The organism is Saccharothrix ecbatanensis (assembly GCF_014205015.1).
GTDB classification, from domain to species: Bacteria; Actinomycetota; Actinomycetes; order Mycobacteriales; family Pseudonocardiaceae; genus Actinosynnema; species Actinosynnema ecbatanense.
Genome location: NZ_JACHMO010000001.1, coordinates 902,033 through 920,030 on the forward strand (window position 1 = coordinate 902,033; position 17,998 = coordinate 920,030).

15 protein-coding genes and 4 pseudogenes are annotated in these 17,998 nt (G+C 68.4%); 9 read left to right on the plus strand and 10 right to left on the minus strand.

Features of this window, described 5'->3' with window-relative positions; all coding sequences use genetic code 11:
• The first annotated feature begins 97 nt into the window (after nt 1-97).
• The 7 genes and pseudogenes from F4560_RS04085 to F4560_RS45935 all read left to right on the plus strand — a co-directional run.
• The gene (locus F4560_RS04085) at nt 98-3,100 is read left to right on the plus strand and encodes a 3-keto-alpha-glucoside-1,2-lyase-like domain-containing protein (RefSeq protein ID WP_184928886.1); all 3,003 of its coding nucleotides are present in this window, start codon (nt 98-100) and stop codon (nt 3,098-3,100) included.
• Nucleotides 3,101-3,358: 258 nt separating this feature from the next.
• A pseudogene (locus F4560_RS04090) lies at nt 3,359-3,523 on the plus strand (ABC transporter permease subunit); the annotation flags it as partial.
• Between the two features lie 89 nt (nt 3,524-3,612).
• A pseudogene (locus tag F4560_RS44020) lies at nt 3,613-3,867 on the plus strand (sugar phosphate isomerase/epimerase); the annotation flags it as partial.
• A gap of 102 nt (nt 3,868-3,969) precedes the next feature.
• Nucleotides 3,970-4,950: a helix-turn-helix domain-containing protein gene (locus F4560_RS04100; protein WP_246477718.1), complete on the plus strand. Its 981-nt coding sequence runs from the start codon at nt 3,970-3,972 to the stop codon at nt 4,948-4,950.
• A gap of 29 nt (nt 4,951-4,979) precedes the next feature.
• On the plus strand, nt 4,980-6,140 hold the full coding sequence (locus tag F4560_RS04105; protein WP_312868396.1) for an inositol-3-phosphate synthase: 1,161 nt from the start codon (nt 4,980-4,982) through the stop codon (nt 6,138-6,140).
• A 57-nt stretch (nt 6,141-6,197) separates the two neighbouring features.
• Nucleotides 6,198-6,668: a peptidoglycan-binding domain-containing protein gene (locus tag F4560_RS04110; protein WP_184916414.1), complete on the plus strand. Its 471-nt coding sequence runs from the start codon at nt 6,198-6,200 to the stop codon at nt 6,666-6,668.
• A gap of 94 nt (nt 6,669-6,762) precedes the next feature.
• Nucleotides 6,763-6,828, plus strand: a pseudogene (locus tag F4560_RS45935) (hypothetical protein); the annotation flags it as partial.
• 221 nt (nt 6,829-7,049) lie between these two features.
• Here the strand turns inward: F4560_RS45935 and F4560_RS04120 are convergent.
• The 8 genes and pseudogenes from F4560_RS04120 to F4560_RS04150 form a co-directional block, all read right to left on the minus strand.
• Nucleotides 7,050-8,678, minus strand: coding sequence for a sensor histidine kinase (locus F4560_RS04120; protein ID WP_184916417.1), 1,629 nt, complete (start codon nt 8,676-8,678; stop codon nt 7,050-7,052).
• Nucleotides 8,675-9,358, minus strand: a complete 684-nt coding sequence (locus tag F4560_RS04125) for a response regulator transcription factor (RefSeq protein ID WP_184916420.1) — start codon at nt 9,356-9,358, stop codon at nt 8,675-8,677. Before F4560_RS04125 ends, F4560_RS04120 begins: the two co-directional genes overlap by 4 nt.
• 12 nt (nt 9,359-9,370) lie before the next feature.
• On the minus strand, nt 9,371-10,561 hold the full coding sequence (locus F4560_RS04130; RefSeq protein WP_184916424.1) for an ABC transporter permease: 1,191 nt from the start codon (nt 10,559-10,561) through the stop codon (nt 9,371-9,373).
• Nucleotides 10,558-11,232, minus strand: coding sequence for an ABC transporter ATP-binding protein (locus F4560_RS44030; RefSeq protein ID WP_312868400.1), 675 nt, complete (start codon nt 11,230-11,232; stop codon nt 10,558-10,560). Before F4560_RS44030 ends, F4560_RS04130 begins: the two co-directional genes overlap by 4 nt.
• Nucleotides 11,229-12,392 (minus strand): peptidoglycan-binding protein, encoded by a 1,164-nt coding sequence (locus tag F4560_RS44035; protein WP_312868401.1) that lies wholly within the window; start codon nt 12,390-12,392, stop codon nt 11,229-11,231. Before F4560_RS44035 ends, F4560_RS44030 begins: the two co-directional genes overlap by 4 nt.
• Entirely contained in the window at nt 12,389-12,946 is a 558-nt protein-coding gene (locus F4560_RS04140) for a hypothetical protein (protein WP_184916430.1), read from the minus strand. The genes F4560_RS44035 and F4560_RS04140 overlap by 4 nt, the downstream gene beginning before the upstream one ends.
• A gap of 283 nt (nt 12,947-13,229) precedes the next feature.
• Nucleotides 13,230-13,465 (minus strand): annotated as a pseudogene (locus tag F4560_RS46480) (IS5/IS1182 family transposase); the annotation flags it as partial.
• Nucleotides 13,466-13,597: 132 nt separating this feature from the next.
• Nucleotides 13,598-14,551 (minus strand): hypothetical protein, encoded by a 954-nt coding sequence (locus F4560_RS04150; RefSeq protein ID WP_184916433.1) that lies wholly within the window; start codon nt 14,549-14,551, stop codon nt 13,598-13,600.
• Nucleotides 14,552-14,880: 329 nt separating this feature from the next.
• Here F4560_RS04150 and F4560_RS04155 point away from each other — a divergent pair, with 329 nt between their 5' ends.
• Nucleotides 14,881-16,038, plus strand: a complete 1,158-nt coding sequence (locus F4560_RS04155; protein ID WP_184916435.1) for a P-loop nucleotide/nucleoside kinase family protein — start codon at nt 14,881-14,883, stop codon at nt 16,036-16,038.
• On the opposite strand, the gene F4560_RS04160 is transcribed toward F4560_RS04155, so the two are convergent.
• Nucleotides 15,932-16,804, minus strand: coding sequence for an aldo/keto reductase family oxidoreductase (locus F4560_RS04160; protein WP_184916438.1), 873 nt, complete (start codon nt 16,802-16,804; stop codon nt 15,932-15,934). The two genes, F4560_RS04155 and F4560_RS04160, sit on opposite strands and share 107 nt — an antisense overlap.
• Nucleotides 16,805-16,973: 169 nt before the next feature.
• Here F4560_RS04160 and F4560_RS04165 point away from each other — a divergent pair, with 169 nt between their 5' ends.
• Nucleotides 16,974-17,378, plus strand: a complete 405-nt coding sequence (locus F4560_RS04165) for a winged helix-turn-helix transcriptional regulator (RefSeq protein ID WP_184928888.1) — start codon at nt 16,974-16,976, stop codon at nt 17,376-17,378.
• Between the two features lie 167 nt (nt 17,379-17,545).
• Here F4560_RS04165 and F4560_RS04170 read toward each other — a convergent pair whose 3' ends face one another.
• On the minus strand, nt 17,546-17,968 hold the full coding sequence (locus F4560_RS04170; RefSeq protein ID WP_184916441.1) for a hypothetical protein: 423 nt from the start codon (nt 17,966-17,968) through the stop codon (nt 17,546-17,548).
• Nucleotides 17,969-17,998 lie beyond the last annotated feature (30 nt).

The window sequence follows — 17,998 nt, forward strand, 5'->3', positions numbered from 1 at the left end:
TAGTGGATCAGCGCGTGTCCGTCGAATGACCGGCACATTCGGGCCGGCATGCGTCCACCTCCGTTCGCGTTCGACCACTGATGATCTGGAGACAAGTATGCCGTTTTCGGTTCGCCGACCGGTGAGGCGACCGTCAAACAAGTCGTTGCCGATTGCCGCGGCCCTGCTCGCGGTAGGTACGAGTTTGGCGATTGTCCCGCCTTCGGCGCAGGCTCAACAGGATTTGCCGCCGCAGCAGTCCGGTGTGACCCTGCGCGTGTTCGACCTGCAGGTCGACCTGGACAAGCTGTGCAAGCTCAAGGCGGGGCAGACTCCCAACGTCGATAAACTGATGTCCACAATCGACTGGAGCTCTTCCGACGATTTCGGGATCAAAGATCGCTTCCTGTCGGAGACGACGGCCAACCTCAACGTCCCGACCGCGGGCGCCTACACATTCCGGCTCACCAGTGACGACGGCTCCCGCCTCTACATCGGTGACAAGACGGTGATCCTCCACGACGGGGTGCATGCGGCGACATCCGTCGTCGGCTCGATCGACCTGACCGCCGGCTACCACCCGTTGAGGATCACCCACTTCGACCGGCTGTACGACCAGCGGCTCCTTCTGGAGTGGCAGCCGCCAGGCGCCGACAGCTTCACCGTCGTGCCCAACTCGGCCCTGAGCACCGAGGCCGATGTCACGCGTGTCACCGCACCGGGTAAGAAGGAATGCGAGGCCGGCCGCGACTCCCCGGGTGACGGCCTGCCGCTGACCGGCGTCCACCCTGGTTACACGTTGACCAATCTGCGCCCGGCGGGTTTCCAGCCGCAGGTCACGGGGATGGATTGGCTGCCCGACGGCAGGCTCGCGATCTCCACCTGGGGTGGCACCTACAAGCAAGCAGGCGAGGTGTACCTGCTCGGCAACGTCACGGGCACCACCGACCCGAGTCACGTGACCGTGCAGAAGTTCGCCCAGGGTCTCAACGAGCCCATGGGCATCAAATTCGTCGACGGCAAACTTTACGTGTCCGAAAAGGACGGCCTGACTGAACTTGTCGACAGCAACGGTGATTCGGTTGCCGACGACTACCGCACGATCGCCACGTGGGAACAGGGCGGGAACTACCACGAGTTCGCCTTCGGGCTGCTCTACGCCGACGGCTTCTTCCACCTCAACCTCTCTGTCGCGATCAGCGGCATCGGCAACAGCACGGACCCGCAACCGGCGCCCAACCGCGGCACCGCGGTGAAGGTCAACAAGGCCACCGGTGAAGTGACCTACGTGGCCGGCGGCCTGCGTACCCCGCACGGCATCGGGTGGGGTCCCGAAGGTGAAATCTTCGTCACCGACAACCAGGGTGACTGGCTGCCGTCGTCGAAACTGGTCCAGATCAAGGAAGGCGGGTTCTACAACCACTACAACAACCCGGCGGGCCCGTTCGACGACCGACCCGTCACCCAGCCCGTCCTGTGGATCCCTCAGAACGAGATCGGGAACTCGCCGGTCAACCCGGTGTTGCTGAAAGAGGGCCCGTTCAAAGGCCAGCTGGTCATCGGCGACGTCACGTACGGTGGTCTCCAACGCGCCTTCTTGGAGAAGGTGAACGGGCAGTACCAGGGTGCGTTGTTCCGGCACACACAAGGCCTCGAAGCCGGGGTCAGCAGGCTCACCCTCGGCCCGGACGGCGCGATCTACACCGGTGGCATCGGCGCAGGTGGCAACTGGGGCCAGCCCGGCAAGCTCGGCTACGGCCTGCAGAAGCTGTCTCCCAACGGGTCCAATCCGTTCGACATGCTCGCGATGAGGGCGGTCAAGGGTGGATTCGAGATCGAGTACACCCAGCCGTTGTCGACCGAAACGGCGCAGGACCTGGCAGGGAAGTACGAGTTCGAGCAGTGGCGTTACCAACCGACCACCGACTACGGCGGCCCCAAGATCGACCAACAGTGGCCGCAGGCGACTTCGGCCACTCTGTCCGCAGACGGCAGGAAGGTGACCGTCCTGGTGCCGGGCCTCAAGCCTGGCCGGGTGGTCCACGTCCGTTCGCCGCGCCCGTTCGCGTCCACGACAGGTGAAACCCTGTGGAGCACCGAGGCTTGGTACACCCTCAACACCATTCCCGGCGCAGCGACGAAGGAGTACCAAGCTGAAAACGCCCACCTCGAAGCCGGCGCGGGTGTCGCCTCGAACCACCCGGGTTTCTCGGGTACCGGCTTCGTGGACGGGTACTGGAACAAAGGGGCAACCACCACGTTCACAGTGGACGCAGCCCAGGCGGGCAGCCACAACGTGGCCCTGCGCTACTCCAACGGGCCCCACGGCGGTAAGGGGACCAAGAGCGTCTCGGTGTACGTCAACGGAGTGAAGGTCCGGCAGACGCGGCTGGCTACTACCGTCGAGTGGAATTCGTGGTCGACCCACACCGAGGCCCTTGACCTGGCTGCCGGGAAGAACACCATCGCCTACAAGTACGACCAAGGCGACAACGGTTACATCAACCTCGACAAGATCGACGTCACGCCGACCGAACGGACAAACCTGTTCAAGGGCAACGACCTGACTGCATGGGAGTCCCTTGACGGAGGTCCGGCGACCTGGCCTGTGGCAGGCGACACCGTCGAGTCCTACGGCGGGGACATCCGCACCAAGCAGGCATACCGGGACTTCCGGTTGCACGTCGAGTGGTGGCAACCGCAGTTCCCGCCCGAGGTGACCGGGCAAGCCCGCGGCAACAGCGGGGTGTACCTGCAGGAGCGGTACGAGGTCCAGGTGCTCGACTCCTTCGGCCTCACCCCGGGTTTGGACGACGCGGGTGCCATCTACGGCAAGCGTGTGCCAGACGTCAACGCAGCCACGGCACCTAAGACGTGGCAGACCTACGACATCACATTCCGCGCTGCGCGGTACGACAGTGCGGGCAACAAGGTGGCCAACGCCCGCGTCACGGTGGTGTGGAACGGTCGGGTGGTCCACAACGATGTCGAGATCGATGGTACGACGAGGGGACACAGCCTCCCCGAGAACGACTCGCCCGGTGGAATCCGGCTTCAGGACCACGGTGACGCCGGCGAGAACCCGAAGTACCGCAACATCTGGATCGAGCCGCTGAGCTGACACGTCGGGAAGGGAGCCGCCGTGCTTGTACGGCGGCTCCCGAACTCGTGTCAGCACGTCGCTTCGCTCCCAGGACGGTAGCCGGGAGCGTGGCGTAGGCGCATGATCGCTGCATGACTTAGCGCTCTCTGCGCAGCGGACGCCGATGCGGAATCCTTCGCCGCGCCGGGTGGCGGCTACACCTGTTGCCGGCATGGCGGGGACGGCGGATCCACTCCGAGCAAGGAGTGGGTCCGCTCGCATCGTCGGCCCATCGACGTGGTGGCGGTCGTCGGCTGGGTGGTGCTCAACCGCACCACGTTCGGCCGTCGTACCTACGCAGTCGGCGGCAATCCCGAGGCAGCCCGGCTGGCCGGTATCAACGTGCGGCGGCACACGGTGCTGCTCTACACGCTGTTGGGTGTGTGCTGCGGCATCGCCGCTGCAGTGCGTCCTGACCGCCGTCGAGGACAGCGCCGCCAGCCGCACCTGGCACGCCGTCCGACGACCCTTTGGCACCGGGAGAGAGACCAGTGACGCGTCCGATCACCCTGTTCACCGGCCAGTGGGCCGACCTGCCGTTCGAGGAAGTCGCCCGCCTGGCCGCCGACTGGGGCTACGACGGCCTCGAGATCGCCTGCTGGGGCGACCACCTCGACCCCTGGCGAGCCGCCGAGGACGACGACTACATCGCCGACCGAAAGGCGATCCTCGCCAAAGACAACCTCACAGTCTGGACGATCTCCAACCACCTCACCGGCGTTGAATGGGAAGACGCCGGGGTGGACCGACTCCTCGGCGCCCCCGAAGCGCTGGAATTCGTGCGCAAGCATGCTTTCGACCCACCCACGGCGTCCTTCGACGCCGTCTTCTCCAGTAGCGAGTGACCAATGGTGTCGACAGGTGCACCGGCCCAGGGCGGGGACGGTCCATGGTTGGTGGTACCCCCGTCGCTTCGAGCTGTTCGGCTCGCCCTGGGGTTGTCCTCACAGGCGGTGGCAGAGAGGGTCGGCGTCACCACGGCGTGCCTGCTGCGTTGGGAACGCCGTCAGCGCACACCGTCCCCGGAGGCCATGGCGGCGTTGGCGAGCGTTCTGCGCTTGTCGGTGCAACAGACGGCCGCCTTCTTCGTCGAAGGACCGGAACACCCCGGCGTCGACGACACCCTGCCGGGCCGAGGGCTGCGGACGCTCCGCCGGAACCTCGGCGTTCCGACTCGGCGCATCGCGGACGCGCTGGGCGTCACCGTTCGCACGGTGTACCACTGGGAGAAGGGAGGCACCAGACTCCCGGTCCGGTTGCTGGCCCCGCTCGCCGAGTGCCTCGGCACCAAACCCGACGACCTGGTCGAGGCGTTGCGCGAGTCCACGGGCGGTGCACCAGCCCCGCTGAGACCGAATGGCGAACTGGCACGTCTCCGTCAGCGAGCGGGTTATTCCCAGGTGCAGGTTGCTGCTCTGCTCGATGTTTCGCGGACGACTCTGCGTGGTTGGGAACGTGGTGAGGTCGTGCCACCCTGGCAGGCGATCCGGTTGATGGCCTCCTTCTACCGGGTGCCGTTGGCGGCGTTGGCGGCGTTGGCCAAGGCCGGGACGCCGAGCTTCCTGGATCCGGGGACCTGGTTGCCAGGGGAGCTGCCGGAGTTGTTGCGGGTGTTGCGTCAGTGGAACGGGTTAACCCAGGCGCAGGTCGGCGAACACTGCGGTACCAGCAGCGCCACAGTGCGGGGCTGGGAACGTGCCCGGCAGCGGCCACAGCCCTCTCAACAGCGTCGTCTGGAATGCCTATACCACTTACCGCCGGATTCCCTGACCCATGCCTACGCCGCATCACCACCGATCAGCGGTCACGCGAACCGCGACGCCTGCTGACCCGCACCGACCCGTGAACAGGAGTAGCCGTGGTGCAACGAAGGACCGGGCTGTGGTTGATCGGCGCACGCGGGTCGGTCGCGACGACGGCGATCAGCGGGCTGCTGGCGTTGCGGGCGGGCCTGGCGCCGCCGACCGGGTGCGTGACCGAACGACCGGAACTGGCCGGGGCGCCGTTGCCCGGCTGGGACGACCTGGTCGTCGGCGGGCACGATGTGGTCGACACGGCGTTGGTCAAACGGGCGGAGCAGTTGGCCGACAGCGGTGTGGTGCCGCACCGGCTGCTCGGGCCCATCGCGGCCGGGTTGCGGGCGGCGGACGAGGAGATCCGGGAGGGCTATCACCCGGTTACGCACCGGGGCAGTCAGGCGGACGCCGCGCGGCGGCTCGGCGCGGACATCGCGGACTTCCGGGAGCGGCACGGTTTGGCGCGGGTCGTCGTGGTGAACGTGTCCTCGACGGAGCCGCCGGTCCCGGCCATGCCGGAGCACGACGACCTGGCGTTGTTGGAGGAAGCGCTGGCCGATCCGGCGCGTGCGGTGTTGCCTCCGAGTTCGGTGTCCGCGTACGCGGCGCTGGTGGCGGGTTGTCCGTTTGTGGACTTCACGCCGTCGACCGGTATCGCGTTGGCCGCGCTTGATCAGTTGGCCCGTCGGGAGCGGTTGCCGTACGCGGGGCGTGACGGCAAGACGGGTGAGACGTTGTTGCGGACGGTGCTCGCGCCGATGTTCACCGCGCGGGCGTTGCGGGTGCGGTCGTGGGCGGGGACGAATCTGCTCGGTGGTGGTGACGGGGCGACGTTGGAGGACCCGGCGCACGCGGACAGCAAGATCGTGTCGAAGGCGCGTGGTCTGGCGGCGTTGCTCGGGGACGACGTCACCGCGCCGCTGCACATCGACAACGTGCCGGATCTGGGTGAGCAGAAGACGGCGTGGGACCACGTGTCGTTCGAGGGGTTCCTCGGTGCGCGGATGTCGTTGCAGCTCACCTGGACCGGGCTGGACTCGTCGTTGGCCGCGCCGTTGGTGTTGGACCTGGCCCGGTTGGTCGCTGCGGCGCACGCGGCCGGTGGGCGGGGGAGTTGGGGTGAAGGCGTACGCGGAACTCGTGCGGGCACCGCGTTGCCCACTGGCACATGTATACGAGCTCGGGCCCACAGTCAAGAGCGTCGCTGTCAAGCGTTCACCTGACACCACCCGAGGCGCTTCGTTCCTAGCCTGATCTTCACACGAGGGGAAAGGAACGACATGACGAAGACAACAGGGGTACTTCGGCGGGCAGGCGTGGGGCTTGCCGCGATGCTCATGGCCACCATCGGCGCCGTCGCCTCGACGGGCACGGCGGCCGCGGCGACTCCGCTCTGCGAGAAAGTGCTGGCTCGGTCGATCAACGGCATCGCGATCTACGTCCCGGCCGCCGCCAACGGCAGCCAGACGTGTCACATCAGCCGCAGCCAGGCCGCGAACACCACGATCGTGCGCCACCTCCAGCGCACGATGATCAAGTGTTACGGCGCCCTCCACCTCGTGTCGCCGTACCAGGACGAGAAGATCGTGAACCTCACCGCGGACGGGGACTTCGGCCCACGCACCGAGGCGGCGCTGAAGGCGGTGCAGAGGAACATCTACGTCACGATCGACGGGAGCTACGGCCCGATCACCCGCGACGCCATGCGGTTCATCAAGACCGACGGTTCGATCTGCTACGACTACCGCTGAACGAGCAGCGGTTTCGGCCGATGGGCCCTGGCCAGGATGGGCACGTGGCTGCCCCCGGGAAGCAGACCAGCCGTCGCGCTGTGCGCCGCGAGGTGTGCGGACGCTGGAGCTGCCGCCGGGGGCGGCCCTGTCGGAGAACGAGCCGGCCGCCGCGCTCGGCGTGAGCAGGACACCGGTCCGGGAAAGCCTGTTCCTGCCGGCGGACGAAGGCCTCGCGTGGAAAGGCGCACCGCGAGTCGCTGCCTGGCACGGGAGCGGGCACTGTCGAGTCGCACATGAGCGTGGAAGAGTCGGCATTTGTCCGAGTCGAGGTACGCCACGCCGGTGGGCGCTTGGCGGCACTGAGCAACGCGATCCTCCTGACCTGAACCCCGGTGCCTGTCACAGTCGGTTGCCAAGCCGGACGCGGCGGAGTGTGATCGTGAACGTCGTGCCGATGCCGGGTGTGCTGGTCACCGCCACAGTGCCGCCGTGGTCGGTGACGATCTGCCGGACGATCGCAAGCCCCAGGCCGCTGCCACCGGTCGAACGGCCGCGAGCGGCGTCTCCGCGCCAGAACCGGTCGAACACGTGCGGCAGGTCGTGTTCCCCGATGCCGGTTCCGCTGTCCCGGACGCTGAGGACGACAGTCTCGTCGTCGCCGGTCAGGGCCAGTACGACGGCGCCGCCGGGTGCGGTCGCGCGGACCGCGTTGGTGACCAGGTTGGCCAGCACCTGCCGCAGCCGGTCCGGATCCGCGTGAACCACGGCCGGGCCGCGCGCATCGACCCGCAGGGCGAGGCCGGCGCGAAGGGCGAGCGGGCGGTGGAGAAACGCACAGCCCTCAAGCAGTTCGGCGGCGTCCAGGTCGATGCGGTGATAGGTCAGGGCGCCGGCTTCGGCGAGGGCCAGGTCTTGCAGGTCGTCGACAATTCGCTGCTGTAGCAGGACTTCCTCGTGCAGCGACTCGACCAGCTCCGGTGTCGGAGCGATCACGCCGTCACGCATGGCCTCCAGGTACCCACGCAGGTTCGCGAGCGGTGTGCGGAGTTCATGTGCCACGTCGCCGACGAGGCGCCGCTGACGTTCCTCCGCCGCCTGCAAGTCCCCGGCCATGCGGTTGAACGACCGACCGAGTTCGGCGATCTCGTCACGGCCGGACACCGGCACACGCCGGCTCAAATCTCCCGTGCCGACACCGCGCGACGCGGCGGTCAGCGCCCGGATCGGCCGAAGTACGCTGCGGCTCAACAACAGTGCGCCGAGGATCGCGACGAAGGCGACGGCCGCGGCGACCGCGGCGACCGGGCCCGCGGCCAGTGAAGGACTGCTCTCGTCCAGTGCGCCGAGGTAGACCTGAAGCTCTGCTGGGGCGAAGGCGTCGATGCGCCGCGAGAACGCCGACTGCACGCATTCGCGTATGCGCTCGGCGGTAAGGCACTGTTCCAAGGTGTTCACGTCCGCTCGCTCTTCCTCAGGGCTGGGCGGTGCCGGCACACAACCCGCGGAGTGACCGGACACCGGTGTGAAGACCGTGATGCCGTCGGCGTCGGTGCCCACGGTCACCTCGACGCCCGCCTTGGTCAGGCACCTGGCGTAGTCGGTCGCGCTGCGATAGCGCCACAGCGCGATTGTGGCGATCTTCGGCAATGACCTGTCCGGAAGTGCGTCGGGGAATACCAGCTCCGGACGCGGGTCGACCAGGATGGGCGGGCCGGCGACCGGTCGTGCGGGCTGACCGGCCAAGACGTCGGAGTCGGCGAGCAGCGCGCCGGAGCCGGTGGTGAGCCGGATGCGCTGCCCGGTCGTCGTGGCGAGGTCGTGCACGAGCGAGTCGACGCCGTCCCATCCGCCGTGCACCTGGCCGTGACGGCGCAGGTCCGTCGTGATCCGGTTGGTCTCCTGCTGTCCGGCGGTGACCGACTCGCGGACCTGACGGCTCGCCTGGGTCAGCGTCAGCCACGCGGTCACCGCGGTGGAGACCACCACGACCAGCATGATCAGCGCGAGCGCCCGCAGGCGGAAGCTCATGACGGTGGTTCCGCGAGCCGATAGCCGCGCCCGTACACCGTTTCCACCCGCACCGACGCCGCGCCGAGCTTGCGGCGCAGGTTCATCACGTGCGCGTCGACCGTGCGCTCCAGCACGTCGTGGTCGAACCCGAATACCCGGTCGATGATCTGCCCCCTGGTGAACGCCCTGCCCGGCTCGCCCGCGAGCACCTCCAGGATGCCGAACTCCTTGGCGGTCAACGGCGCCGACGTCCCCGCGACCCGCACCTCGAACCGGGCGGTGTCGATCTCGACGTCACCGACGACGATCACCGGGGACTCACCCGCCTGAACGACCTTGGCACGCCGCAGCAACGCCCGCACCCGCGCGGTCAACTCGCGTGGGCTGTAAGGCTTGGTGAGGTAGTCGTCGGCGCCGAGGTCCAGCCCGAGCAGCATGTCCTCCTCGGTACTGCGGGCGGTGAGCAGCAGGATCGGCACGTCCGACTCGGCGCGCAGGATCCGGCACACGTCGAGCCCGTCCACGACGGGCATCATCACGTCCAGCACGATGAGGTGCGGCTTGGCCGCCCTGGCCCGGTCCAGTGCGGACCTGCCGTCCCCCACCACCTGGACCGCGTGGCCCTCCCTCTCCAGGTAGATCCGGATCAGGGCGGCCTGTTTGGGGTCGTCCTCCGCCACGAGGACGCGCGTGCTCACTGCCTGTCCATTTCAGACGGTCGCCAACGCCACGGTGGGCGCGAGCCTGCTCGCCCGCACGGCCGGGTAGAGGCCGGCGAGCGCGCCGATCAGCAGGGTGGCGCCGATTCCGACCATGGTGATCCACATCGGCACTACCGTCGGCCAGCCCTGGCCGACCGCGTAGCCCGCGGTGATCAGCGTGCCCAGCACGGCGCCGCCCGCACCGCCGAGCAGCGACAGCAGCAGCGACTCGGCGAAGAACTGACCGCGGATCTGGCCACGGGTGGCGCCCAGCGCGCGGCGCAGCCCGATCTCCGACCTGCGCTCCAGCACCGAGATCACCATCGTGTTGCCGACGCCGACGCCGCCGACGAGCAGCGCCACGCCGCCGAGCCCGAGCAGCAGCCCGGTGAACGTCGCGTCGGTGGCCTCCCGCGCGGCCAGCGCGTCGGACGGCCGGGACACCTGCACCTCACCGGGGTTCTGCGGCTTCGCGGTCGCGGCGAGCACCGACCGGACGGCCAACACCTGGCTGTCCACCGCGCGCAGGTAGATCGTGGACGGATTGCCCTCGAACCCGAGGTAGGTCCGCGCGGCATCCCAACCGACCAGCGCCGCGTTGTCCACCTCGGGCGCGAGCGGGATCGGATCGAGCACACCGGCAAGCGCGAACCACTGTCCGCCCAGCCACAACCGCACACCGGGCGTCCGCACTTCCAGCCGCTGCGCGGCCAGCGAGCCGAGCACGACCAACGGAAGCTGTTGTGTCGCACCGGTGAACCACGCTCCATTGTGGATGGTGCCGCCGAGCGTGGCGAGCAACCCTTCCCCCGCGGCCAAGACCGCGATGCTGCCGGTGCGGCCGACCGGAATGTGGTCGTTGCGGTACACGTTGGCGTGCATCACGCCGGTGGCGGCGACCGTTCGCACCGGCTCGATGCGCGAGATCATCATCACGGACTCCTTGGGCAGCACGGTCTGTTCACCAGTGAAGGTCTGTCCGGGCGCCACCCGCAGCAGGTTCGTGCCCAGCCCGTCGAGCCGACGATCGACCTCCGCCTTGCCGGACACCGAGATGCCGACCACGCCGATCATCGCGGCCACGCCGATCGCGATACCCAGCGCGGACAGGAACACCCGCAGGGGACGTGTGCGCAACCCGGACGCACCCAGCCGAATGACGTCCGCCGGACGCAAGCGCGCCGCACGCAGCCCGCTCATCGCCACTCCTCCCCGACGATCCGGCCGTCACGCATATCGATCCGCCGCGCGAGCGTATCCGCGACGCCGTGGTCATGCGTGATCACCACGACAGTCGTGCCCGTCTGGTTCAGTCCGCGCAACAGATCCAGCACAGCCGCACCGGACGCCGAATCCAGGTTGCCGGTCGGCTCGTCGGCCAGCAGCAGCGCGGGTTCACCCGCCACCGCACGGGCGATCGCGACGCGTTGGCGTTCGCCGCCGGACAGCTCGTGCGGCAAGTGGGTGAGCCGGTGGCTCAACCCCACCCGGTCGAGCGCGGCCCTCGCGAGCCGTCTGCGCCTGCCGATCGGCACGGCCGTGTAGAGGAGTCCCTCGGCGACGTTGTCAAGCACCGACACCCCCGCGGCAAGGTGGAATTGCTGGAACACGAAGCCGATCCGCTGGGCCCGCAACGCGGAGACTTCGCGGTCGGACAGGGCGGCGACGTCGTGGCCGTCCACCACGACCCGGCCGTGCGATGGGTGATCGAGCGTGCCCATCAGGTTCAGCATCGTGGACTTGCCGGACCCGGAAGGCCCGACGATGCCGACCAACTCGCCGTAGCCGATCTCCAGGTCGACGTCCCGCAGTGCGGTGACGCCACCCGGATAGCTCTTCTCGACATCGGACAGCCGCACGACGGCGTTCACGCTGGAACCCGCACGCGCATGCCCGGCCCGATACCGTCCCCGTCGACCTCGACCCGGGCGTCGGCGAACAGCCCGGTGGTGACCGCGACGAACCGGCCGTCGTCGAACTGCAGCCCGTACCCGCCCTCGGCGAGCGCGACCAGAGCGGACACCGGGACGGACAATACGTCGTCCCGCTTCTCGGCGACATAGCGCACGGTCACCGGGCTGCGGTCGAGGGAGCCGAGCGCGTTCTGATCGGGAACGTCCACCACGACCTTGAGGCCGGGCGTGGCCTGACCGCCGGAGGGCTGCGCCTGAGCCTGGGTCGGTGTCGCGCTGACGATCTTGCCGGACACCGTGCGCCGGTCGGGCAGGGTCACCTCGACCTCGGCGCCGACCACCGCCCATGCCGCGTCGTTCGCGGGCGCGGACACGGTGACCTGCCTTGCCGTCGCGGTGACGGCCAGGACGTCACCCGTGGCCGAAGCGCCGAGCCGCACGGCCGAACCCGCGATCCGCAACGCGCTCGGTGCGTAGTACACGTCCCCGGCTTCGACCACACCGGTCTCCGTGACACCGAGGTTGCGCTGCCAGCGTTTGACGGCGGCCGTGGTCTGGGCGTTGAACGTGTCGTCGACGGCAAACCCGCGGTAGCCCAGCACCGCCAGGTTCGATTCGAACTGGCGCACGTCACGCCCCTTGAACGGCACGGGGGGAACGGCAGGTGCGGACGTCGGCGGGTCTTGCGCTGCCCCGGTTCGCGACGGCGTGCTCGGTGACCGCGTGCTTGGTGACGACGTGCTTGGTGACGACGGAGCCTGCGGTGTCGTCTCGCCCAGCCCACGGTACATCGGCAAGTCACCGAACAGCAGCACCACCGGACGATCGTCCACGCGCAGCAGGGTTTCGCCCTGGTTGACCACCGTGCCCTCCGGTGGCAGCCAGGTCACCACGCCGGTGGCCCGCACGGAGATCGGCGTCTCCACGCCATAACCGAGCGTTCCCTCCACGGTGGCGGCCCGCGCCAGCGGACCCTTGGTGATCTCGACGGTGAGCGGCGGCTCCGGCGCGGCGGCGGTCGGAGCGCCGCGGCCGCCGATGCCGAGCGTGCCGGCTACCGTGATCGCGACCGCCAGCGCCCCGGCCCCGACGCCCAGCCAGACACGTCGACGGCTCACCCTTGGCCCTCACCGGGGTTCTCCGGGGCACCGATGATCGACGCGCAGGCACGTGTGGCCTGCCGCGCTCCCGCTGAGTCCTGGTTCCACTGCTGCCGATCTCTCGGTGTGTAGCCGTCCGAGCCGGGGTCGGGGAAGTCGGGTGCGCCGTTCTGCTGCATGCACCGGGCGTACTGGAGGCGGACCTCTATCTCCTCCGGTGTCATCTTGGGCTTGCGCATCTCCTCTACCTTCTCCGGCACGGTAGGCAGGAGCGACGCGCATTTCTCTTGTGCCGCGGCGAATTTCGGGTCGCTCTTCAGTGCTGCGGGATCACCGGGGAAGGTGACCGTGCCGGTCGGATCGGGATCCGACACGTCGAGCCCTTCTCCCCGCAAGCACGTCACCCAGGCACGCACACCGTCGACGTAGGCCGTCACCTCGTCGGTCGCGTTGGGCTTGGCCGCGCTCTCCGTCCCGAGCGCCGACGCCACCTGCGGTTCCGCCCCGCCACCGCACCCGGCCAGGGCCAGCAGCGCCAGACCGGCCAGCGTGACCCTCGTCGTGATCCTCATGTATCTCCCATCTCGTCGAGTCGCGACGTTAGAGAGAACCCATGAAGAACCTATGAAGATCCAATCCGATCGGCATGCCGATGGGTTTCTGCTGGTCGCCTGCCCTGTGCACCATCCGGCTTGTAGATCAGGCTCTGCCGGAACACGCCGTCGTCAGGGCTGCCGGCGCCCTGGGGCAGCATTCCTTCGTAGTCCACGGACTCCAACGACCGCACGGCGTTCAACAACCCGGCGCGCGTCATGTCCTTGTTGTCCGCCGCCTTCCGCAACGCGGTCCGGCGCCCCGGTCGGCGAGCACGGCGACGACCTCGTCGAGGTAGCGGTAGCCGGTGGCGCGGGAGGTGCCGTGATCGCGCGCCAACGCGGTGATGCCGGTGTTCTGGCGGAACCAGCGCAGGCCCAGTACCGCCTGCCCGTAGCAGGTCAGCGCCCTGGTCCCTTCCGGGTGTCGCGCTCGCCGCGTTCGGCGTGGAGCAGCCGACCGAGGTACTGGCCGACATCGTGCGGTGCTCGAAACAGGTGACGCTGTTAATCCTGACTGGTGGCGTACCGTATGTCCCCGGCGAACGTGAGCAAGCTCTGCCACGTGGCCCGGTGTTTCCGCTCGACGTGACCACTTGGTGGAGCAGTCGGTGTCCGCACTGCGTGAGGCTATGCGCGGCTTTGGCCCGATGCTGCGCTCAGCATGTCCAGATCCATGGAGTACCAGGTCGATCGCAGGAAGGCGTGCAACACATCGCCTCTGGCGGTGTAACGCAGTCCGCTGGCCTCCATGCCGTCGGGCAGGACCACACGGCATTGCCTGCCTTCTTGACGTACCCCGTCACGGCTGATGCGCAACAGGGTCGCGACGTCGTACTCGGGGCCCCAGCCGGTGAGGAGTGCGAGGTCTGCACCGCGTCGCAGCAGCTGGTGGGCTGACCTGCACGGGGAGGGGCCCCAGTCGGTCACCCGCGTGCCGGCGACGGACAGGATGTGGAATTCGGTGTAGGGGCAGAAGTAGGCGGTCTCATCTTCAACGTTGAGCGAGTAGCAGTCGGAGATGTAGGGCAGACCGGCATCCAACGGATAGAGCCAATCGACGGTCAGATCCTCCCTGAAGCGGGCGAGCCCGTGCCCTTCCGGGCCACTTCCGCCCATCGCTTCGTCGAAGTACCCGGCCCAGACCTTGCCCTCGGGCGTGGTCAGCAGCTCCTCGATCGCGTCACCGATGTGACCGCTGTGCCTGAGCTCGCCGCTGCCGGTCCACACCTCCGCGTTGACCGCGCCGCGCTTGGCCCGGGCAGCCGCCAGTAGGACGTGCCCCTCGGGCAAGGGCTGTACGAAACTCACCCGCAGGTCGGTCTCCACGTCGACGGCACCGATGACTCTCCGCCGGCCGCCGACGTGCCAGGTCACCTGCTTGCGGTTGCCGCCATCGCGGTATGGCCACACGGCAAAGGCCGTGCCGTCGGGACCCACGCCTACTGCCTCAGGCTCCGGCATCGTCGCGACACGGTCCGCCGGCATCACGAAGCCGTGACGTCGAAGCGACACGACCGGCAGTTTCAACACCTCCAACCGCCGCCGAAGGCTCGCCTGGTCGCGTTCTGCGTGAGTGCTCATCACCGACATCATCCCCGCTGGGAATGGCGCGGCTGGTGCTGTGTCAACGTAGGTGCGATCACGTCCAACCGGCCTCCGGCACGGGCAGGACCACGCTCACCCACGAAGACCGATGACGGAGCCGGTCTCGTCGGGAGACACCCTCGGCCCGGCACGAGTCGCGTTGACGTCGGGAGACTGTCCGCAGCACCTCCGTGCTACCTGATCACTTCCTCCCGACGGCCCGAGCAACGCGCCGTCGATTCAAGCCCTGTCACCTGCCCGGTTCCGCCGCAGTGCCTTCCGTAACACTTGACCACGTCATCAGGCATGACAGGAGGCTTGTCGCCGTGGCTGATCTTCCAGTGCATCCCTCGGCCGGAGCGTTCGTCGAGCCGGGCGTGGGGCGGACTTTGGCCGTCGGGAAACTGCTCGCCGGGCTCGCCGCGCCGGACGGGGAGATCGCCGCGGAACTGCTGGCACGTCTCGATCCGGGTGACGTCGGAGAGGCCGTGGTCGAGCGGGCGGACCTGCTGACCGCGGCTTCGCGGGAGGCCGAGCGGCTCGGTGACATCGCGGTGCGCCCGGAGCATCTTGTGCTGGGGTGGGTGCGGGTGGCCGAGGACAACGCTGCCGTCCGGTCACCCGGAGTCGCGGGAGTGGACCGCGCGCGCGAGGAGTTGCAACTGTTGATGGCGGACCGGGCGCACGCTCAGTACGAGAAGCTTCGGCCGATTACGCGGGCGGACGCCGTGCGGCGGCCCCGGACGGTCCTGCTCGCCGGTGTCCCGGGGGTTGGCAAGAGCACCCTGGCGGAGGCGCTCGCGTGGCGGATCACCGCTCCGGTGTTCTCCATGGACTGGCAGTTGGGTGCGCTGGTTCCGTTCGGCGCTCTCCGCTTGGACAACACGACGGCTTTGGCGGAGCTGAACCTGACCGCGTCGATCGCGCGCCAGCTGCAACTTGGGCTCGACGTGATCGTTGACGCGACCGGGCACCGCCGGGAAACCCGGCGGCGGTGGCGATCGGTCACCGAGAACCTGGGCGGTGTGTTCGTGGGAGTGGAGTGCGTGTGCTCCGAGGAGCGGGTGCAGCGCAGCCGGGTCGAGGGCAGGGTGCGCGGCATCCCCGGCTGGCATCCGACAGTGTCGTGGGAGCACGTCCTGCGCATGAAGGAGCGGTGGGAAAGCTGGGACGAGCCGCACCTCGTCGTGGATTCGGCGATCGAGTCACCCGAGAGCGCGCTTGTGTTCACCGAGTCCCCGACTGCGTTCGCTGCTGAGGATCAGCGCGCCGGGGACTCGCGCCCGATTCAATCCACCGAGGCGGCGGTCGACAACGCGTCAACGACGGGGGCAGCGACGTGCCGGTCGCTAGATCCGGGCGCGGCCGGCATGTCGTTCAGTGGCCGATACGCTCCAGGTCGGCCACGTCCTCATCGGAGAGGGAGAGTCCAGCGCCGGCGATGTTCTCGCGCAGATGGGCTGTCGATGATGTGCCGGGGATGAGCAGGATGTTCGGTGAGCGCTGCAACAGCCAGGCCAACGCGACCGACATCGGTGTCGCCCCGACCCGGACCGCGACCTCCGAGAGCGCATCGGACTGTAGCGGGGTGAAGCCCCCCAGTGGGAAGAATGGCACGTAGGCGATGCCATCGGCGGCGAGCCTGTCGATGAGGTGGTCGTCATGGCGGTGGGCGAGGTTGTACATGTTCTGCACGCACACGATGGGGGCGATGCCGCGGGCCTCGGCGACCTGCTCGGCGGTGACGTTGCTGACCCCGAGGTGACGGATCAGCCCCTCTCGCTGGAGTTCGACGAGCGTCTCGAACGCCTCGGCGAGCGAACCGGGCTTGGGGCCTTCGGCGTCGCCCATGCGCATGTTGACCAGATCGAGGGTCTCGACCCCGAGGGACTGGAGGTTCTCGTGGACCTGTTTGCGCAGATCTTCGGGTCGCCGGGCCGTGGGCCAGCCGCCTTGCGCGTCTCGGTTCGCCCCCACCTTGGTGGCGATGAACAGCGACTCCGGGTAGGGATGCAGCGCCTCACGGATCAGCTCGTTGGTGACGCGTGGTCCGTACGCGTCGCTGGTGTCGATGTGGGTGATACCGGCGGCGACCGCCTCGCGCAATACGGCTAGGGCGCCATCGTGGTCGGCGGGTGGCCCCATGACCCACGGGCCGGCGAGTTGCATCGCGCCGTAACCGAACCGGGTGATCGTCGAGTTGCCCAGCGTCCAGGTGCCGCCGGGAAGTGATGTGGTGGGCGCGTTCATCGTTGTGCCTTTCGCTTGTCGCCGTGGGTGGCGTCTTCGGCCTCCCCGGACGAGTATGGGAGAGGTACTTCCCGTAGGGAAGTAGGCACCCTGAAGTGCGTAACTCACCCACAGGCGGAAGGCGAAATCAGTGAAGCCGACGAAGGCCGCGCGGAGGGCCCAGGCCAAGATGGAGTACAACGCGTTCCTGGCGGTATGCCCCAGCCGCCAGCTCCTCGACCGGATCTCCGACAAGTGGGTCGTGCTGATCCTGTGCGCGCTTGGCGGCGACACAGCAGACAAACCCGGCCGGCCCGGTGCGCCGGATGCCGCACGAGCGATGCGCTACTCCGAGATCTCCCGCCTGCTGGCGGGAGTCAGCCAGAAGATGCTGACCCAGACCCTCCGAGCACTCGAACGCGACGGTCTGCTCACCCGCACCGTGACGCCGACCGTCCCCGTCACCGTCACCTACGAGTTGACCGAGCTCGGCCTCTCACTCCACCACCTGACACGCGGCCTCAGGCACTGGGCACAGACCCACATGGACCAGGTCCTCGCCAACCGCGAGAATCACGACGCTCGCACTTCCTGACCTGGTACGACCAACCGTCCGATACCGCCACGCTTTCACGCGCCACACCTTCGATTGCGATGAGCCACTTTCCCGCTCTGTCGGTCATGCCGAAGCCCTTCTGTGCTTGGTTGTCAGGAGCTGCGTCGGGTCCGCGCGGCCAGGTAGGCGGTCCAGTCGGTTTGGGCTTAGGTGGACCACGTGATGGCTGTGTTGATGTTGATGTCGAGCAGGTCGGCGAGCACTGCGGCGGGCCGGTCGGGCGCGAGTGCGGCGAGGGCGGCGCTGCGGGCGCGGCGGAGGTGGGTGCGCAGGGCGCGGTAGAGAGCGTCGCTCGCGGGTCCGCCGGGGAATAGCCACGCGGTGTCGCCTGGATGGGCGCGGGCGATCTCGGACGCGCCGACGGCGTGCTTCTGTTGGGCGAGAAGGAGGGTGGCGACGGCGGGTGGCAGGCGCAGACGGTGTCCACCGAACTGGAGCCAGGTGCGACGCTTGGTGTCGGTGTGGATGTCGTCGTGGCGCAGCGCGGTGACGCGGCTGACGGGGAGCCCGTAGAGCAGTACGAGGGCGCCGCCGGCCCGCACGGGCGTGGGGAGGGTGGTGTCGTGCAAGCGTCCGCGAAGCTGATCGACGAGCTTCCC